Raw genomic sequence first — 18,574 nt, forward strand, 5'->3', positions numbered from 1 at the left:
CTACTTAAAAACTTATAACATACGAATAAAATGATTTTTTATCTTCTTAGCTAATTCATTAGAACGACAAATAATTAAGACACTATCGTCTCCTGAAATGGTTCCAAATATTTCTTGGAATTCTGATAAATCTATCAAAGAACCTAATGCAAAAGCATTACCCGGAATAGTTCGAACTAAAAGCAAATAATCTTGTACATCAACGGAAACAAAACACGTTTTTAGTAAGCGCTCTAATTTTTTTGAAGTGTCATAGTGTACATCGGGAGGGAGACTATAACGATAACCTCCAGATAAAGATGGTACTTTTATTAACTGTAATTCCTTGATATCACGCGAAATAGTAGCTTGAGTAACTTCAGTACCTTTTTCTCTTAAAATAGATACAAAATCTTCTTGTTTTTCAATTACGTGTTCTTGAATAAGAATTTTCAGCAATTGATGCCGTTCTTTCTTCTTCATAATTCCACCTCATTTTAGTGTGAGTATAAATATACAGTATTCCACTCATTATACCGTATATTTTCTAGTTATAACAGTAATTTAGCTAAGGTTTATCAAATTATTTAGAAACTTCATTAAAAAATACAAGCAAATATACAATTTTTAATTTTGATTAAATTGGAAACTCTCGTGCGCTAGCTTTACTATCTCATCAGTACTAACTATTTTATTTAGTGAGCCTTTTAGCTTATTATTCCATTTTAAGTGAGCTAGAAATTCAATATTTCCTTGCCCTCCAGTAATTGGTGAAAAACTCAGTGCCTCTACATCGTATCCTTGATCAAGGGAGAATTGAACCATTCTTATTAGAACTTCTTGGTGAATAATAGGATCATGTATAATCCCTTTTTCACCAACATCATTGCGATTAGCTTCAAATTGAGGCTTAATTAAAGCTAAAACATCTCCTCCAACAGAAACAATTTCTTTCAACACAGGTAAAATAATGCGTAATGAAATGAAGGAAACATCAATTGAAACTAGATTAGGTTGTCCCTTTTTAAAATCTTTTAATCGGCTATTTCTAAAATTTGTTTGTTCCATTACTACAACACGTGGATCTTGTCTTAGTTTCCATGAAAGTTGATTTGTACCAACATCCAGCGCGTAGCTCAACTTTGCTCCATGTTGCAATGCTGCATCTGTGAAACCACCCGTTGAAGAGCCAATATCTAGCATGATCTTATCTTTTATTGATACGTCGAAAATAGCCATCGCCTTTTCTAATTTCAATCCACCTCTGCTGACATAACGCAACTTCTCACCTTTACGTTTTAATTGGATCGTAACAGGTATTTTTTCACCAGCCGTATCAATTCGTTCATTTTTATCAGTCAAAATAATCCCTGCCATGATAGCGCGTTTTGCTTTTTCAACGGAATCATATAGACCTTGTTCTACAAGGAGAATATCTACTCGCTCTTTCTTCATTGTATTCTCTCCTTTGCTAAAGTTGCAATAAATTAAGCATGTCAGATAATAGTTGACTATCAAAGTGACTACCCTTTTGTTTATAATAGTCTCCAATTTGTATTAGGTTTTTTCTTGCACTCATTAATTCATCTTCTAAAGCTGCTTTAGCACCTACTAGACTTAATAAAGCTGGATAGGTACTTTTATTTAAAGTAACGTCCATTCCTGTTTTTTTACCTAGTTCTTTTGAATCGCCAATAACATCTAGAATATCATCTAGAATTTGAAAAGCTAAGCCAAAATGTGCAGCAAATTCATTTAATAACATAGATACCGTAGAGGGAGCATCTGCAATTAATCCCCCCGCATAAACAGAAAACCTTAATAATTCTCCCGTTTTCTTTTCGTGGATCGCTTTTAGTGCTTCCAATGGTACTTGTTGATTTTCGCCTTCTATATCTTCTGTTTGACCAGCAACCATGCCCATTGGGCCAGCTGCTTTTGCCAAAGCTAAAATTAAAGCTACTTTTTTTGTATCTGACAAAGAACCTTTTGAGGCAATCTCAAAAGCTTGAGTTAGCAGACCATCTCCGGCTAAAATAGCTATATCTTCACCGTAAACTTTATGATTAGTTGGTTTTCCTCTACGTAATGCATCATTGTCCATTGCAGGAAGGTCATCGTGGACCAAAGAATAAGTATGAATGTATTCTAACGCGGTTGCTATTTCGTAGCTTTTGGACATATCTCCGCCTAGTGAATGAACCGTTGCTAGTAATAGCAACGGTCTAATACGTTTCCCACCTGCTGTTAGGGAATACCTCATTGCTTGACTGAGCGTTCCTTTTGGATAAGTACTCTTATCTAAAAACTCAATTAAAGCTGCTTCGATTAAAGGTTTTTCTCTTTTTTCAAATAAGCTGAATTCCATCTATTATTCAGCTCCTATTCATTTGAATCAGATTCATTTTCAAACAATGTTTCTTCTCCATTTTCTTCTACAATTTTTGTTAATGTTTTTTCTGCGTTTTGTAAGGTTTCTTTACATATTTTACTTAATCCAACACCTCTTTGAAATTGATCCAATGCCTCTTCTAAAGGAACATCGCCTCTTTCAAGGTTTGTTACAATTTCTTCTAATTGTTGCATAGCTTCTTCGAATTTTATCTTTCCTTTAGCACTCATTTTGTTTCCCCCATTTTCTCTATTACAGTAGCTTCAAACTCACCATCGTGCAGATGAATATGAATTTGATCGTTTAGTTGAATTTGGTCTACTGCTTTAACCACTCTATCTTTTTTTGTTACATAGCTGTAACCGCGGTTCATAATTTTTAAAGGACTTAGATAATCTAATGACTGCATCGCATAATCGACCCGCTTAGTTATCTTTTCCATATAACGTTCCATTTCATTAAATAACTGTTGATTACTTAATGCCAAGTCTCGTTGTTTCCCTTCTATTAGTTGAATAGGATTTACTCCCATTAATTTATAATGCATTAGTTTAAAATCTTGTTGACCTGTCTGAACTTTTTCTAATAGTGATCTTTGAAGTCTATCTGTCAGTATATCTAAATTTTGAGCATAACCTTCATATAATCTTTGAGGCTGTTTAAAGATATACGATTCTAAACTACGATTTAATCGTTGACTTAATACTTCCATCTTTCTCATATAACTTTGAAACAAACGCAAGCGCATTTGTTCTATTTTAATTAATTCATCAGAAAGCAAAGGAACTGAAAGTTCTGCCGCTGCTGTTGGTGTTGCAGCTCTCATATCCGCAACTAAATCAGCAATTGTCGTATCCGTTTCGTGTCCGACAGAAGAAATAATAGGTGTTTTAGCTTCAAAAATAGCTCTTGCTACTTTTTCTTCATTGAATGGCCATAAATCTTCTATTGAACCACCACCACGTGCCAAAATCATCGTATCAAAATCACCTTTTGCCTCAACCATTCTGATGCTATTAACAATATCGTCGGCTGCTTTTACTCCTTGCACTAATGTTGGAAAAATAACTAATTGCACAATTGGATAACGTCTTTTAATCGTTGTCATAATGTCTCTAACTACTGCGCCTGATGGACTAGTGACTATCGCTATTTTTTTAGGGAAAGTTGAAATTAATTGCTTAGGTGCATCAAATAATCCTTCTTTTTTTAATTTCACTTTCATCTCTTCTAATGCCTGATACAAAGCTCCTACACCATCTGGCTCCATATGCTCTACATATATTTGATAATTACCGCTCGCTTCGTATAAAGAAATACGACCAATAATTAAAACTTTCATACCTTCTTCGGGTGTAAATTTCAAACTTTGAAAAGCTCCTTTAAACATCATCGCCGAAATTTTAGCTCGATCATCTTTTAAGCTGAAATATTGATGTGCATTAGGTCGATTTCTGAAGTTAGATATTTCACCCGTTAAATAAACTCTTTCTAAATAAGGGTCTTGCTCGAATTTTCTTTTAATGTATTTCGTTAAAGCCGTAACGGTTAAATACTTCTTCGTCAAAAAAAACCCTCCTGACTTATCATCCATTTAAATTGTTCTTTGCGCGCTAATGATTGTTTGATACAACAACATCGTAATCGTCATCGGCCCAACTCCACCAGGGACTGGCGTAATATAACCTGCTATCTCGGCTACTTCATCGGCTTTTACATCACCAATCAACTTACCTTTTACATCATGGTTCATTCCTACGTCTATAACAACTGCACCTGGTTTAATAAATTCTTTTGTAATAAAATGACCTCTTCCAATTGCTACTACTAAAATATCCGCAGTTTTTGCTATTTCTGCTAAATGGTTCGTTTTTGAGTGAGACATCGTCACTGTAGCATCATTCATCAGTAATAATTGAGCCATTGGTTTGCCTACTATATTGCTACGACCAATAACCACAGCCGTTTTCCCAGCGATGTCAATCTGGTGATATTCTAACAATTTCATTATGCCATAAGGAGTGCAAGCAATCTTATCTGGTTCTCCTATTAGTAGTTTACCCATATTAACTGGGTGAAAACCATCAACATCTTTCTCCGGATTAACTGCATTTAAAACTTTTTCAGGATCTATTTGTTTTGGCAATGGCAATTGAATTAAAATACCATGGATCGTGTCGTCTTGATTAAATTGCTTAATCTCTCTTAGAATTTCTTGCTCACTAACTTCTTGAGGATACCTCACTACTTTCGAATTAAATCCTAATGATTGTGCTCTTTTTTGTTTGTTGCGTACATAAATCTGACTAGCTGGGGATTCACCGATAAGTAAAACAGCTAAACCAGGAATGACTCCTTTTAATTTTAGCTCATTGACCATTGCTTGCATTTCTTCATTCATTTTGTCCACTAAATTCTTGCTACTCATTATAATTGCGCTAATCGTCATTCCCACCCTTTTTAACTTTAAATAGTTATTTTATTTATATGTGTATATTTTACCATATCAATCAATAATGTAATATGCCTTCAACTCTATTTATAAGAAAAGAAAAAAGAAGCTTATTCAGCCTCTTTTTTTTCTAAGTTATTCACAATATTTGCCAATACACCATTGACGAATTTCCTTGATTTTTCATCATTATAAAGCTTTGTTATTTCAAGAGCTTCGTTTAAAGCAACTTTTGCTGGAACATCTGGAACATAAAGCATTTCAAAAATAGCAATTCTCATGATTACTACATCTGTTTTTGCAAGTCTTTCCATTGACCAGTTTTCAAGATATTTTTGAACCTCTTCATCAATAATTAGTTGATTTTTGATAACTCCTTTAACAAGTAAGTCTAAATACTCGGGCACCAAGACTGTTTCAACTTCATCTGCTAAATCATTTGAGCTTATTAAGGCTTGTTGCATAGCTATCTCTGGCGCAAGATCTTGATTAGCGGATAATTGAAATAGAGATTGTAATGCTTTCTCTCTAATTTCACGTCTGGTTAAACTCACTCTACTTCACCGTCTTCATTATCAAAACTAAATAAATCTTTTAATTCAGCTTTTTCTGGTACAATCCCTACTACGTGAATATTAACTTCTTTTAACTCAATATCTGTCATTTGAATTAACTGTTCGCGGACTTTCTTTTGTAGCTCTAAAGCTATTTTCGGTACAGAAACGCCATAATTCAAGTAACAATATACATCTACTTTTAAACCTTCTTCATCAGAAGTTAGATGAACACCTTTTTTATGGTCTACTCTTCCAAATAACTCAGAAACACCTGAACTTAATTTCCCACGCATAGCATGAACACCTGATACTTTACTTGCAGCAATACCTGAAATGATTTCAATTACTTCTGGTGCTACTTCAATTTCACCTAAAGCTTCTTTTGTTTTATTTACTACAAAACTAGATTCTTCAGCCATTTTCAAGACCTCCTATTGTATTTATTTTAGATTTTATGCACGAGAAACGTATGATCCATCTTGTGTATTAACATTAACCATATCATCAACGTTTACAAAGAAAGGAACGTTAACATTTGTTCCTGTTTCTAACTTCGCTGTTTTAGTTCCACCTGAAGATGTATCTCCACGGATTCCTGGCTCTGTTTCAGCAATTCTTAATGTGACGGTATTTGGTAACTCTACACCTAATATTTCAGCATTAAACATCATGATATGAACTTCCATATTCTCTTTTAAATATTTCAACTCTTCTTTTATAGCCTCTTCTGGCAACTCAATTTGTTCGTAGTTTTCAGAATCCATGAAAACATATACATCGCCACTCTCGTATAAAAACTGCATTTTACGGTTGTCGATTTGAGCTCTTCCAACTTTTTCTCCAGCACGGAATGTTTTTTCTTGAACATTCCCATTTCTTAAATTTCTTAACTTAGAACGAACGAAGGCTGCGCCTTTACCAGGTTTTACGTGTTGAAAATCGATTACTTTCCAAAGCCCACCGTCAAATTCAATTGTTAAACCCGTTTTAAAATCATTTACAGACATCATTATTTTTTCCCCCTAGAATCGTTCCTATTTTCTGCTTTAGTGTATCATTTTTACAACCATCTACCTAATAAATTATAGCCTTTTTCTAGTTTTATAAAATAATAAGTTCTTTTGGTGAATGGACAATAACTTCATTGCCAGAACTAGTAATAACTAGATCGTCTTCAATACGAACTCCACCAATGCCTGGCAAATAAATTCCTGGTTCGTTCGTAATAACATTTCCTTCAACAAACTTTTTTGTTGCCAATTTAGAAACATTTGGTCCTTCGTGTATCTCTAGACCAATACCGTGTCCTGTTGAGTGGCCAAATGCTTCCCCGTACCCATAACTAGCAATATGATCACGTGCAATGGCATCTAGTTCGGAACCTGATATTCCTGGTTTAGCCACATCAATGACTTTTAACTGTGCCTCTAATGTTATCGCATAAATTTCTTTTAGTTTTGCGTCAGGTTCCCCAATCGCAATTGTACGGGTCATATCTGAAACATATCCTTTGTAATAACAACCAAAATCAATCGTCACAAAATCACCAGTTTCGATTAGTTTTTGACTCGCCACTCCGTGAGGCATTGCTGAACGAATTCCACTAGCTACAATCGTTTCAAATGAAACACCTGTTGCACCTAAACTACGCATATGAAAGTCTAATAAATTTGCTACTTCAATTTCTGTCATTCCCGGTTTAATAATCCCTAAAATATAGCTAAAAGCTACATCTGAAATCGAACAGGCCTTTTTAATGATTTTAATCTCTGAAGAATCCTTAACTTCTCTCAACTCTTCAATTAAATTTGAAACAGGAATTAGTTCGCTTGAAATAATTTGTTCTAAAAGTTCAAATGTGCTAAAGCTGACGTAATCTTGTTCAAATCCCATTCTGCTAATCTTATCTTTTTTTACTAACCGGGCAACCTCATCATAGACTGGCCCACTATTCTTCACAATTTCAAAACCAATTGCTTGAGATGCAGCCTGTTCGGTATACCTAAAATCTGTCACAAAGTAAGCTTTTTCTAATGTGATTAAACTCAATCCTGTTGTTCCAGTGAAGTTAGATACGTAACGCAAATTATAAGAACTAGTTATTAATAAAGCTTCTATATTTCTTTTTTTCATACTTTCTCTTATCTTATTTAAACGTGACATTTGTTTCACTCCTTGTCTTTTAGTTCCACACTGTCTCAACTAGTTTAAATAGCTGAACATAATCCATTCTATTATATCAAATTTTAGGGTAAAAAGAAATAACCCTTTATTTTGTCAACTAGACAAGTTTTATTTCAAAAAAATCCGTTTATTTATCTAGCTTGATGACTTTATCCGATTTAGTTAAAGTAGTTAACTTAAAATACTGCTACGATAAAAATGGTGACTAAAGTAATAAGACTAAACACTTTATAGGCAATATTAGAAATAAAAATTAGTTAAAAATAGTATAGGTATGGGTAGGAATAAACTTACCTTCATCCACTTAATGCTTGTTATTTCAATCCTTTCGCCATCATTTACATCTAGTTCATTGCTTTTTGCTCCTCCAGGTTGTGATACGCTTAACTTTACTCTATCGTTTGGGATTCCAAGCCTTATTTCTTTGCTTTCGATAACTTTCGCGACCTTTTCCCCGTCTATTTTATACTAATTTTCGAATTCCTACCAATCAAACCTGTATGTATTAAAATTGTTATTGCCACCTCTTCACTCCTTTTCATAAACTAGAAACAACTCTAATCTCAGAATTACTAAATCTAACTACTGACTTTAAGTTTAGCTATTATTCAAACTGTATACAAAAAAAGTTCAATAATCATTAGGTAAAATAATGACGACCAAACTTTTTTAATGGATTTAAGTTTTACCTACCTCATAGTCTAGATAAGTAGGTTTACCATAATAATACATAGGTTAGTTCCTATTTACTCTTCAATAATTCATAACTTTTTTCGGTTTCACTCTTTTCTATTTCTTTTTTTTCATCAGTTTTTCCGTTAAATTCTTTATCGTTAAGAAAAGATACATTAACCTTTATTGAATTAGTTGGATTATTTTTAGTTGTTCCAATAAAGATATACGACTCTTCTTTTTCTTTGTACACTTCCACTTTCCCATCCTCAAAATTAAAAACAGCTTTTTTAAAAGTTGATGATTCTGCTAATTTCCTTTGAACTTCAACTTTTGATAATGCAATCATCGTATGAATTAAATAGTAGTTTTCAGTTAGTATCATTTGCTGCATTTGATTTTTGTAGATACGAGCTGTTCCAATCATAACTGTAGCAATCAAAAATACAAAGATAACTACTGAAGGTAAGATGGTTCCTTTTTGATTCATTTTTCTAGCTCCTCAACTGGTTGAGTTATTTTCAATTGCGCTTTATAACTTTCTTTATTCGAGAATAAAACTTCTATAACTAAAAAATTACCCTTCTTTGAAAATGTCACTTTACTGACTTTCATTAATAGGGGTTGATACCCACCTAATTCAGTTGTTTTAATCAGATTTGTTTTCTTCAAATCTTTTTGATAGACAATTACACGCTGTGTTTTACCAATACGATCAAATTCTTCAAATCTAACTCTACTCGTTGTGATGTCTTTAAATACTAATTGTTTACTATCGTATTCAAATTGGTTCAAAAATAAATGCCATTCTAATTGACGATCTAAAAATATTTGTTTTCTTATCGTTTGGTATTGACTAGCTGCGTAACTTATTAATAAAATACATATTACTAAAACATATAAAGAAACAATTGATTCTAATAGTGTAAACCCTTCTTCTTTAAGGGGTAATAATTTGGGTTGAGAGAATATCCATTTCCTTAGTTTGACCACCATAATGTATATGAATCCCTTTTCTTTGGCTTATCTCTGAAAGAGTAATAATATAATGGGTTTTTCCAGTTTGCCAAGTACTATCTAAATCTTGATTAAGCCCTATTTTCTGTGATTGCTCATAAGCAACCCTTGCTAAGTCAACCTCTGTCTTTTCTTTTTTTATTGTAACAAGTAAATTAGTTGTTAGTGGTAAATAAAAACTAATACAGAGTGTTAGAATCAAAAAAGCAACCAAACTTTCAAGTAAGATATATCCTTTTTGATCCTGTCCTTTATTCCCATCGATAACGCCCACTTCCTAGTTGAAAAATTAATCCATATCGTGTTCCATCTATATCAAAATATAATGTAGAAAAGCTCTGTAAGTTTCCGCTCTCACCATTAAATATATATTGCTTATTCGATGGTGTGGTAATATTTTCTGGTAATTCTAAATCATATTCTGAATAACTATTTTCTTTTGACATCGTTTTAAACGTGATCATATTAGTCCGAGCTGAAACCTCTATTATAGTCCATTTACCCGATAGTACAGCATAGTTTTGACTGGCTGTTATACCACTTTGTAATTCCTCAATAAATAATTGAGTCGTTGTATCCTTTATCATTCTTTTTGAAAATACTGTTGGAATAATAAGTAAAGTCGTTACTATGAATAAAACAATCAGCATCTCAAATAACAGTATTCCACTTGAATCTATTTTTTTCATGGAGCAGAATTTTTTACAGAGACTATACCATTAATCATTTGAAGTTTAGTATTGGCTTGTTTTACCTGCGTTACATTCAGATAATCCTTACTTTGTAGCATTTCAAAAGAAGTAGCTTTCGTACCAAGTTCCATTTCGTATAATTCAACTTGGGTTTGCACAACGGTTACTAGTGCTTCTGTTCCTTTAGTGTCTACTTTTTCTTTTTGGGTCACTACATTTGGAATAATTAATAACATTAAAATAGAAATAACAAAAAGGACTAAAACCATTTCAATTAGCGTGAAACCTTTCGTATTCAATTTTTTCAGTTTTTTCATTACATAATTTCCTCCATCATTGAGAAAGTTGGTAAGAGTAAAGCTAAATAGATACAAAGTATCAAAAAAGCAACAATTAAAAAAATAACTGGTTGAATCCAACTAAAGATTCTTTGTATCTGAAAGAGCATTCGATTTTGACAATCCTGCGCATAAAGGGCTAACTCACTTGCTAACTGGCTTGTTGCTTCTCCATGTAAAATAATCAATCCTAATTCTGGACTAAAAAAAGTTAATGGCTGCATCGATTCTTGGAAATTTTGTCCAGCTATTAGATTTGTTTCCATATATACAGCAACTTCTCTCATTAATTTTGTTGCTTCTTTCGATTGCATCAATTTAATGATTGTGTTCATTTGATATCCACTTTTCAATAATTGACTCCATTCATAGCTGAAAAAATGAGTATAGTAAAGTTTTAACATTGTATTCAAAAGTGGTATTTTCATAAAAAAAGCAGCTTTTTTTATCGCTGTCCATTTTTTTAATTTTCGTTGAAAAACAATAAATAATATTAGGAAAAGCAATAGGTTAACTCCTAGTACAATAGGAAAGTGTTGAATAAAAAGAATAGGAAATCGATTTAACCATGATAAATTTTGATCTGTCGTATCATAAAGTTCTTCAAAACTAGGCAATAAAACAATTCGCATAGCCATTAGAATACCCAACATAAATATCAATAAGATAAATGGGTATTGTAATAATTTTATTAATTCTTTTTTCTGTTTTTCTCTATCGGATAAGTACTTTCCACTTGAATTCAAGGCGAATGCAAAACGTCCATGAATCAAAGATAAATATATCTGTGAACAGACTCGCTCCGGAAATCCATGATTTCTAATCGCTTCATCAAAACGTTCTCCATTTTCTAACTGTTGAATAATCATTTGAATCCAAATGGCCTCTTTTGGCATTATTCTAGCTAAAAACGTTAAGGCTTCTCCCAGAGTAAATCCTTCTTGTACTAAAGATGATAATTTTATCAAAAATGACGCTTGAATAAAATAGGTCGTTTTCTTAAGGTATTTGATATTTTTGAAACGTTGTTGTAGTGATATAGCCATAAGCATAAGCCTTTCTGAGTAATCGATTAAAGGAACGGGGAGTATCTGTTTGTTGATTATTTAAAATAGATTCAGTAGATAAACAACTTTGCAATTCATTTTTTGTCAGAACTTCATAGATAACCGCTCTTTTTCCATACCCTTTGAAATGTGAACAAACAGCTAAGGTTTCTTCTTCACAAAAAAAACATCGTTTTGGAACTAGTTTCTGGAATATTATTCCTAAAAGGGTTTGTCTCAATTGGTCTATTGTTACACCTAATTCTAACAAGCGTGAAAGTACCCCTACTGCATTCTTAGCGTGAATCGTTGCAATAATTAAGTGCCCGGTTAAAGCTCCTCGTATTACCATTTTCGCAGTCTCTTCGTCTCTTATCTCACCAATAATCATTGTATCCGGATGATGCCTTAAACTAGATTTTAATAATGTCTCATAATAAATTCCTGCTTTTTCATTTACTTCAGTTTGTAAAAAAGATGTTTCTTCTATTTCCACTGGATCTTCAACCGTGATAACTTGTTGGCTACGTTCTGAATGATAATCTTTAATTAATTGATACATCGTTGTTGTTTTACCTGATCCGACTGGGCCAGAAAATAAAATGAGTCCACTTTTAAATCGAACTAATTCATTCATTTTAATTACTTCATTTTGAAAAAAAGTCGTGTATTTTAGAGAACCTGTATGCATTTTATTTAATAACCGAATAACTAATGATTCCTGACTTCTAAAATTGGAGATAGTAGAAAATCTCAAAGCTTGCTTACTCTCTTTCAGTGCCAGTTGTACGGAGCCACTTTGAGGTTTCCTACGTTCTCCTACATCCATTCCCGAAAGGTATTTGAAATAAGATATTAATCGATTAGCCTCTTTTGATTCCACTAAAGAATGTTTTTGCATCTCTCCACTAATTCTAAAAAAAAGAAAATAATGAGTTAGTTCTGGTAATAAATGAACATCACTAGCGCCTTTATTTCGTGCTTCTAAAATCAAGTTTTCAGCAAATTTTTCTATTTCCATTCTAATCGCCCTATTATAATGACTTTATTCAATCGTTAGCATTGAACTTAAGTTTCAGGCTTCCCTCCTTAACTTAATTTTATTTCTATCTTACTTGTGCCTCCTTTTTTAAGCTCTCTATTTTAATTATCTGCATTATTTTTGATTTTCATTTTTTATAAAAAAAAAGCCACCATTTCTTTATCAGAATCGATAAACTAAACGGTGACTTTTTACTATAAATCACTTAAAACATTCAATTTTATTATCATTCAGCATTATGAAAAACTTCCGAAACATCATCATCGTCTTCAAGCTTATCTAGCATTTGCTCAAAAATTCCTTGTTTATCTTCAGGTAATTCAACCATTGTTTGTGGAATCATTGTTACCTCTGCTTTTGCTAAAATATATCCTTCACTTTCTAAAAAATCACGTACTTCTGGAAAATCTGAAGGATCAGTATAAATTTCAAAAGCTTCCTCTGAGGCTTCCATTTCCTCACCACCAGCTTCTAATACGCTCATAAGCATTGTATCTTCATCAACGTCTAAACCTTCTCGTTCGATAGCTATATAGCCTTTGCGTTCAAACATATAGCTAACAGAACCTTTTTCGCCAATAGCTCCGCCGTTTTTATTGAAAGCAACTCGTACGTTTGTTCCTGTACGGTTTATGTTATCAGTTAAAGAGTGGACTAAAACTGCTACCCCATTAGGACCATAACCCTCATAAGTTACTTCATCATAATTTTCGCTTTCAGCGGTACTACTACCTTTTTAATAGCACGATCAATATTCTCGTTCGGCATGTTACTAGACTTGGCTTTATCCATTACCATACGCAATGAAGGGTTCATATTCGGGTCAGGTCCACCTTTTTTAACAGCCATATAAATTTCTCTAGATATTTTTTGAAAAATTTTTCCACGCTTTGAATCTTGTGCATTTTTTCGTCCTTGGATATTATTCCATTTTGAATGTCCTGACATCCAACTCCCTCATTTCATTGTTTATTTAGGCAAGTAAGCCTTGTTTATTCTACCAAAAAACGACTGTCTGAGCAATCTTTTCTAGTACGTGTTTTTTCTTAGTAACCTTTCTCTTCATTGCCGTTATCTTTTCTTGCTTTTATAATTCCTTTTTTTGTGGTTTCTCTTGTGGAAAGTAAAAAATAGTAACGCTAAAATAATCCCTGTAGCTGCACCAATACTATCTAGTTGAATGTCTTGTAATAAAGGTGTTCTATTTGGAGTAATGCCTTGATGAAATTCATCTATAGCGGCGTACCCGGTCGCTAGTAACCAAGAAATAAACACTGTTAGAGCTGTACTCGTTAGTTTATTTTTTAATCCTAAAAACCAAAATAGTCCTAAAAGAAAATAAATCACAAAATGAGCAGCTTTACGAATAAAAAATTCAACAAATTTACTATAACCCAGTGTAGAAATACTTATTTCACTATCTGCGTAACTAAATTGAATCGTACTTAATAGATTTTTCATAGGTTCTTTAGCTAATAATTGATCTAATGTAGATGTGATAGATTGCTCCTCATAGGGTTGAGATGAGCTATAAAAAAGAATACCCATAATGACTAGTGCTAATAAAATATAACTATTATCTCTTGTTGTTGAACGCATATTCACACTCCTTTTCCTAAATCGTTTTAACTCCATAATATTTTAAAATTTCGTTTTATTCAGTATCACTAGTGTTGCATGAAACATTATGTATTTCACAAATTTGTTTATATTATTCCAATATGCAAAAAAGTCCTTTATACTGAACTCAGATGACTCATCCAAGACCAATAAAAAGGACCTAACACATGGATAAGTATAAAACAAATTCTGCTTTTAATAAATGGTTTTCTTCCATTAAGCTAAATCTTTTACCAAGCCCTATTCAAAAAAAGATTGTTGACTTTGATAAATACCATAAGAAACTTAGTTTCTTCCAAGCTCTTCAACTTTTTCTTCATGGAATCAATGACGAAAAAGAAAGTCTTAGAGAGATGGATGCGGCTTTTGTTTCGAAAGAACTTCAAAAAGAAATGGGTATGACTAGTATCAGTTATTCTCAGCTCTCTAGAACTCTCTCAAAAATAGATTCAGAGATTCTTTTAGCCATTTTTAGTCAGCTAGTTAGTCAGGCTAAAAATAAAAGGCCCGTAACGAAACGAAATAGTCTCTACCTAATTGATTCTTCGACGTTTTCACTTAACCAAAACCTTTATCAATGGGCTGATTTTCGTAAAACAAAATCAGGAGTTAAGCTTCACTTAAAACTCTGCTTTATGGATAATGACCATCTTTACCCAGATGAATTTACACTGACTAACGCCGTCGAGCACGATACAAATCAGTTAGAAGTATTGGTTAATCAACCTGAAGCGACTTATGTGTTTGATCGCGGTTACCTTGATTTTGAACGATTAGATACGATGCACTCGCAGGGCTACTTCTTTGTGACAAGAATCAAAAAGAATACAAAAGTTCATGTTTTAGAACCATTAGTAGCTTTCAAGAGTGAGTCCGTTATCAGCGACCAAATGGTCGCATTAGGTGCTCAGAACCATCTAACGTCCAGATTTCGTTTAGTAACCGTTCAAGACAAAAAGGGGAAAACTCTCCAGTTTATTACCAATCGTTTTGACTGCTCCTCTACTGACATTGCAGAAATGTACAAAGCACGTTGGCAAATAGAGCTGTTTTTCAAGCATATTAAACAACATATGACGATTAAAAAGTTTTTTTCGAGAAGTGAAAAAGGGGTTGTCAATCAGCTGATTTTAGCCATGATTGCCAGTTTATTAACCTATTTGATTAAGTTAAAAACAAAAAGTAAACAGTCTGTTTTCCAAATCAAACGATTTTTTCGTTATCTGTTATTTCAACCGGCAGAAGAATGGTTTAATCTTTTGATACCGACTTAGACCCTTAAAGAAAGGGTGTCCGTTGGTAATGGAATCAGTTGAATAAGCAAAATTTTCTGGAAATAGTCATCTTTTGCGTAAGCACTCCCTTTTTTTGCCTTTTTTCAGAAAAACAAGAAATGAGGTCAAATTAAGCTATGTTTATGCAACACTAGTGATTCAGTATATCAAAATACAGTTATTTCTGCTAAAAAAATTTAGCTACGTATAGAAGTTACTCTGTTAGCGTGATTTCTCCTTGTATATTAAAGAACGTGGAGTAATTTTGTTGCCATACTAAAATAAATCATCAAACCCATTGCGTCATTAATCGTTGTAATAAAAGGACCAGAAGCAATAGCAGGATCAATATTTAGTTTGTTAATTAGAAAAGGGATGACAGCACCTACTACAGTAGATAAGCTTAAGGTTATAAAAAGCGAAAAGGCAATAATAAATGCTAAAATCAGATTTTGATAAAAAATCCCTGCTACGAGTGACAAAACGATTCCGGCAGTCATCCCTATCATCATTCCGGCTAATAATTCTTTTAATATATTTTCCCAAAATTCTTTTTTCGTTCTTTTTCCTCCCATAGAAATATTTCGGACTGCTACTGCCAAGGATTGTGTCCCTACATTTCCAGCTGAGTCCATAATGACTGGAATAAAAGCCGCAAGTACAACAACTTGACTTAGTGTTTCTTCAAAAGAGTTGATTAAAGAAGCACTAATCATTCCCAAGAAAACGAGGATGATAATCCAAGGCATCCTAACTCGAGCCATTTGCCAAGCACTTTCTTCTCCTCTTTCCATTTTATTTTTAGTCTTTCGAATCGCAGAAAACTCATTAAAATCTTCTGTCGTTTCTTCAACTAAAATATCCATCACATCATCAACCGTTACAATTCCTAACATGACATCTTCGTCATTTAAAACAGGTACTGCTAATAAATCATAATCTTGAATCATACGCGCAACTGCTTCTTGGTCATCATTTACTCTTACAAAGGTTAGTTGAGTGAGCATAACATCTTGGACTATTGTATCTTCTGGATGAATAATCATGTCACGCAAAGACAAAATCCCTGTCAATCTACTTTCTTTATCTAAAACATAAATATAATAGACCATTTCTGTTTCTTTAGCAAAGGTACGTACCATATTTACGGTTTGTTGTACTGTATTTTCAACATAAACACTAATAAATCCTTTGGTCATGATAGAACCAGCCGTCTCTGGTTCATAGGCTAGCATTTCTTCTACTTTACTTCTTTCTGCTGAATTTAACTCGCTTAAAAGAGCTAGTCTTTCTTTTTCATCTCGATAAGATAAAAAACTTACTACATTATCTATTTTCATATAATAGAATAAGTTCGCAACATACTCTGCTGAAAAAGCTTCATAGGCTTCTGTTTGATCAGCAGAATCCATCCATTCAAATAGCTCTGCAAATTCTGCTGGTTCTAAAAAACTTTCTACTTTTTTTCTATTTTCAGGATAAAGAAGATGAAAAAGTTCTACTTGATCATTTATATGAAGCTTTAAGAATAATTCTCTGAACTTTTTACGATTATTCTTCTCTGTAGCTTTAAATATTTCTTCATAATACTTATTTTTTTGATCATCCATTTTTTTCACCAAATCATTCCTCCCAAAAAACACATTTTTTTATAGTCATTATAACGGCATAAAGAATTTTTTTATTTTTATAAAATTAATCACTAGTGTTGCATAAATATAGTTTAACTGACCTAATTTTTAATTTTTCTAAAAAAAGGCAAAAAAAGGGAGTGCTTGCGCAAAAGATGACTAACTTCAGAAAAATTTGCTTATTCAACTGAGTCCATTATCGACTGATATCCTTCCTTTAAGGATATCAGTCGATATCAAAAGGGTAAACCATTCTTCTGCTGGTTCAAATAACAGACAATGAAAAAATCGTTTGATTTGGAAAACAGACTATTTATTTTTTGTTCTTAACTTAATCAAATAGGTTAATAAGCTAGTAATCATGGTTAAAACCAATTGATTGACAACCCCTTTTTCACCTCTCGAAAAAAACTTTTTAATCGTCATATGTTGTTTAATAGGATTGAAGAACAGCGTTATTTGCTAACGTGCTTTACACGTTTCTGCAATGTCAGTAGAGGAGCAGTCAAAACGATTCGTAATAACCTGGAGAGTTTCCCCTTTTTTTATCTTGAAAGGTTACTAAACAAAATCTGGATGTCAGGGCGTTCTAGAGCGCCGGAAATAACGGATACTAGACATACCTATTTCTTTTTGACGTTCTTTCAAAACAAAGCCCGCGTCCATCTCTTTGAGACTTTCTTTTTTGTCAATACTCCTATGAAGAAAAAGTTGAAGAGCTAAAAAGAAGCTAAGTTGCTTATGGTATTTATCAAGTCAAATTTTTTTTGAATAGGGCTTGGTAAACAATCTGATTTAATGGAAGAAAACCATTTATTAAAAGCAGAATTTATTCTATCCTTTTCCATGTATTATGTCCTTTTTATTGGCCTTGGATGAGTCATCTGAGTTCAGTATAAAGGACTTTTTCTCTTTCAGATAGCCTAGCTTTTTTAATTGATTGTTCTTTGATTTTTTTGTATATAGATCTGTTTCTTTATTTAACAAACTTTTTCCTCCTTCATATATTAATGAAAGAAGTAAAGCCGCTAGATTCTATTATCACATGAAATTCCTGACTGAGTTTCTTACTTCTCCGTTAAGAAACTACCTATTTAAATCTGATTTTTTATTTATCTCCATTTTCCAATCCATTCACATTGCTTATCGTTTTATCAGATTCCTTTATTTCCCTATTAGACTTTGTGGTAAAACAAAAAAAACACATACTCTTATAAAGACAGAGTATGTGCACGTATTATCTATAATAAATAAGCGATACACATAATAAACGCCATTATATTTAGCACAAGGCTAAATAAGATGGGTAGTTTTTCTCCATCGTCGAGTTTTAGCACTATATGGCATAGATTATTCATCAGCTACGTTAAATATGGCCTTAATCCGACCATCTCTGTTGACCCATTGGTGTCTCTCGACGTTTTTGGGCAGCAGCATATATCCATATAGGAGCCTCACCTAACAGAAGCATAGTTATTCTTAACCTCACATCTAATCTAACTGGAATAGCTCTAACTGTCAACCTATAGCGATTTGAAAAAACTAACCGATAGATAAGAGTTATTTCCTCTGTATGTGTAAAATAGTTCTCGAGATACTATTATTTTTTACTAGCAAAAAGAAAGAAGACGTTCTATCATAAATGTATGCTTGAGCGGCAAATACATAAATGAAAGAG

21 protein-coding genes, 1 pseudogene and 1 riboswitch are annotated in these 18,574 nt (G+C 32.8%); of the genes and pseudogenes, 1 reads left to right on the plus strand and 21 read right to left on the minus strand.

The window, feature by feature from the left end:
• Positions 1-12: 12 nt before the first annotated feature.
• The 19 genes and pseudogenes from argR to B9Y54_RS11720 form a co-directional block, all read right to left on the minus strand.
• Positions 13-462, minus strand: a complete 450-nt coding sequence (gene argR / locus B9Y54_RS11630) for an arginine repressor (protein ID WP_085560396.1) — start codon at positions 460-462, stop codon at positions 13-15.
• 144 nt (positions 463-606) lie between these two features.
• A complete protein-coding gene (locus B9Y54_RS11635) occupies positions 607-1,434 on the minus strand; it encodes a TlyA family RNA methyltransferase (protein ID WP_085560397.1) in 828 nt (275 codons plus the stop codon).
• A 16-nt stretch (positions 1,435-1,450) separates the two neighbouring features.
• Positions 1,451-2,347, minus strand: a complete 897-nt coding sequence (locus B9Y54_RS11640) for a polyprenyl synthetase family protein (RefSeq protein WP_085560398.1) — start codon at positions 2,345-2,347, stop codon at positions 1,451-1,453.
• 14 nt (positions 2,348-2,361) lie between these two features.
• On the minus strand, positions 2,362-2,601 hold the full coding sequence (locus tag B9Y54_RS11645) for an exodeoxyribonuclease VII small subunit (RefSeq protein ID WP_085560399.1): 240 nt from the start codon (positions 2,599-2,601) through the stop codon (positions 2,362-2,364).
• Complete coding sequence (gene xseA / locus B9Y54_RS11650; protein WP_085560400.1) at positions 2,598-3,938, minus strand: exodeoxyribonuclease VII large subunit; 1,341 nt, start codon at positions 3,936-3,938, stop codon at positions 2,598-2,600. Before xseA ends, B9Y54_RS11645 begins: the two co-directional genes overlap by 4 nt.
• 27 nt (positions 3,939-3,965) lie before the next feature.
• Entirely contained in the window at positions 3,966-4,820 is an 855-nt protein-coding gene (folD, locus tag B9Y54_RS11655; RefSeq protein WP_085560401.1) for a bifunctional methylenetetrahydrofolate dehydrogenase/methenyltetrahydrofolate cyclohydrolase FolD, read from the minus strand.
• 113 nt (positions 4,821-4,933) lie between these two features.
• The gene (nusB, locus tag B9Y54_RS11660) at positions 4,934-5,377 is read right to left on the minus strand and encodes a transcription antitermination factor NusB (protein WP_085560402.1); all 444 of its coding nucleotides are present in this window, start codon (positions 5,375-5,377) and stop codon (positions 4,934-4,936) included.
• Positions 5,374-5,799 (minus strand): Asp23/Gls24 family envelope stress response protein, encoded by a 426-nt coding sequence (locus B9Y54_RS11665; protein ID WP_085560403.1) that lies wholly within the window; start codon positions 5,797-5,799, stop codon positions 5,374-5,376. Before B9Y54_RS11665 ends, nusB begins: the two co-directional genes overlap by 4 nt.
• 33 nt (positions 5,800-5,832) lie before the next feature.
• A complete protein-coding gene (gene efp / locus B9Y54_RS11670; protein ID WP_085560404.1) occupies positions 5,833-6,390 on the minus strand; it encodes an elongation factor P in 558 nt (185 codons plus the stop codon).
• 91 nt (positions 6,391-6,481) lie between these two features.
• Positions 6,482-7,543, minus strand: coding sequence for a M24 family metallopeptidase (locus tag B9Y54_RS11675; protein ID WP_085560405.1), 1,062 nt, complete (start codon positions 7,541-7,543; stop codon positions 6,482-6,484).
• Positions 7,544-8,306: 763 nt separating this feature from the next.
• Positions 8,307-8,726, minus strand: a complete 420-nt coding sequence (locus tag B9Y54_RS11680) for a hypothetical protein (protein ID WP_085560406.1) — start codon at positions 8,724-8,726, stop codon at positions 8,307-8,309.
• A complete protein-coding gene (gene comGF, locus B9Y54_RS11685; RefSeq protein WP_085560407.1) occupies positions 8,723-9,232 on the minus strand; it encodes a competence type IV pilus minor pilin ComGF in 510 nt (169 codons plus the stop codon). Before comGF ends, B9Y54_RS11680 begins: the two co-directional genes overlap by 4 nt.
• Positions 9,177-9,527 carry a hypothetical protein gene (locus B9Y54_RS11690; RefSeq protein ID WP_085560408.1) on the minus strand — a complete coding sequence of 117 codons (351 nt, stop codon included), beginning with the start codon at positions 9,525-9,527 and terminating at the stop codon, positions 9,177-9,179. Before B9Y54_RS11690 ends, comGF begins: the two co-directional genes overlap by 56 nt.
• Entirely contained in the window at positions 9,505-9,942 is a 438-nt protein-coding gene (comGD, locus tag B9Y54_RS11695) for a competence type IV pilus minor pilin ComGD (protein ID WP_085560409.1), read from the minus strand. The genes B9Y54_RS11690 and comGD overlap by 23 nt, the downstream gene beginning before the upstream one ends.
• Positions 9,939-10,262: a competence type IV pilus major pilin ComGC gene (gene comGC, locus B9Y54_RS11700; RefSeq protein ID WP_085560410.1), complete on the minus strand. Its 324-nt coding sequence runs from the start codon at positions 10,260-10,262 to the stop codon at positions 9,939-9,941. The genes comGD and comGC overlap by 4 nt, the downstream gene beginning before the upstream one ends.
• Positions 10,262-11,329, minus strand: coding sequence for a competence type IV pilus assembly protein ComGB (gene comGB / locus B9Y54_RS11705; RefSeq protein WP_085560411.1), 1,068 nt, complete (start codon positions 11,327-11,329; stop codon positions 10,262-10,264). Before comGB ends, comGC begins: the two co-directional genes overlap by 1 nt.
• Positions 11,283-12,350: a competence type IV pilus ATPase ComGA gene (gene comGA, locus B9Y54_RS11710; RefSeq protein WP_085560412.1), complete on the minus strand. Its 1,068-nt coding sequence runs from the start codon at positions 12,348-12,350 to the stop codon at positions 11,283-11,285. The genes comGB and comGA overlap by 47 nt, the downstream gene beginning before the upstream one ends.
• A gap of 247 nt (positions 12,351-12,597) precedes the next feature.
• Positions 12,598-13,319, minus strand: a pseudogene (locus B9Y54_RS11715) (YebC/PmpR family DNA-binding transcriptional regulator).
• Positions 13,320-13,442: 123 nt separating this feature from the next.
• Positions 13,443-13,970: a VanZ family protein gene (locus tag B9Y54_RS11720; protein WP_085560413.1), complete on the minus strand. Its 528-nt coding sequence runs from the start codon at positions 13,968-13,970 to the stop codon at positions 13,443-13,445.
• Between the two features lie 188 nt (positions 13,971-14,158).
• Between B9Y54_RS11720 and B9Y54_RS11725 the strand changes: the two genes are divergently transcribed.
• On the plus strand, positions 14,159-15,265 hold the full coding sequence (locus tag B9Y54_RS11725) for an IS4 family transposase (RefSeq protein ID WP_085558865.1): 1,107 nt from the start codon (positions 14,159-14,161) through the stop codon (positions 15,263-15,265).
• Between the two features lie 245 nt (positions 15,266-15,510).
• Here the strand turns inward: B9Y54_RS11725 and mgtE are convergent, their stop codons facing one another.
• Both mgtE and B9Y54_RS12370 read right to left on the minus strand, forming a co-directional pair.
• Positions 15,511-16,884, minus strand: coding sequence for a magnesium transporter (gene mgtE / locus B9Y54_RS11730; protein WP_085560414.1), 1,374 nt, complete (start codon positions 16,882-16,884; stop codon positions 15,511-15,513).
• Positions 16,885-17,730: 846 nt separating this feature from the next.
• Positions 17,731-17,883: a hypothetical protein gene (locus B9Y54_RS12370; RefSeq protein ID WP_159446089.1), complete on the minus strand. Its 153-nt coding sequence runs from the start codon at positions 17,881-17,883 to the stop codon at positions 17,731-17,733.
• 320 nt (positions 17,884-18,203) lie between these two features.
• A riboswitch (M-box (ykoK) riboswitch) is annotated at positions 18,204-18,369 on the minus strand.
• Between the last annotated feature and the right edge of the window lie 205 nt (positions 18,370-18,574).

This window comes from Carnobacterium iners (assembly GCF_900177385.1).
Classification (GTDB): Bacteria; Bacillota; Bacilli; order Lactobacillales; family Carnobacteriaceae; genus Carnobacterium_A; species Carnobacterium_A iners.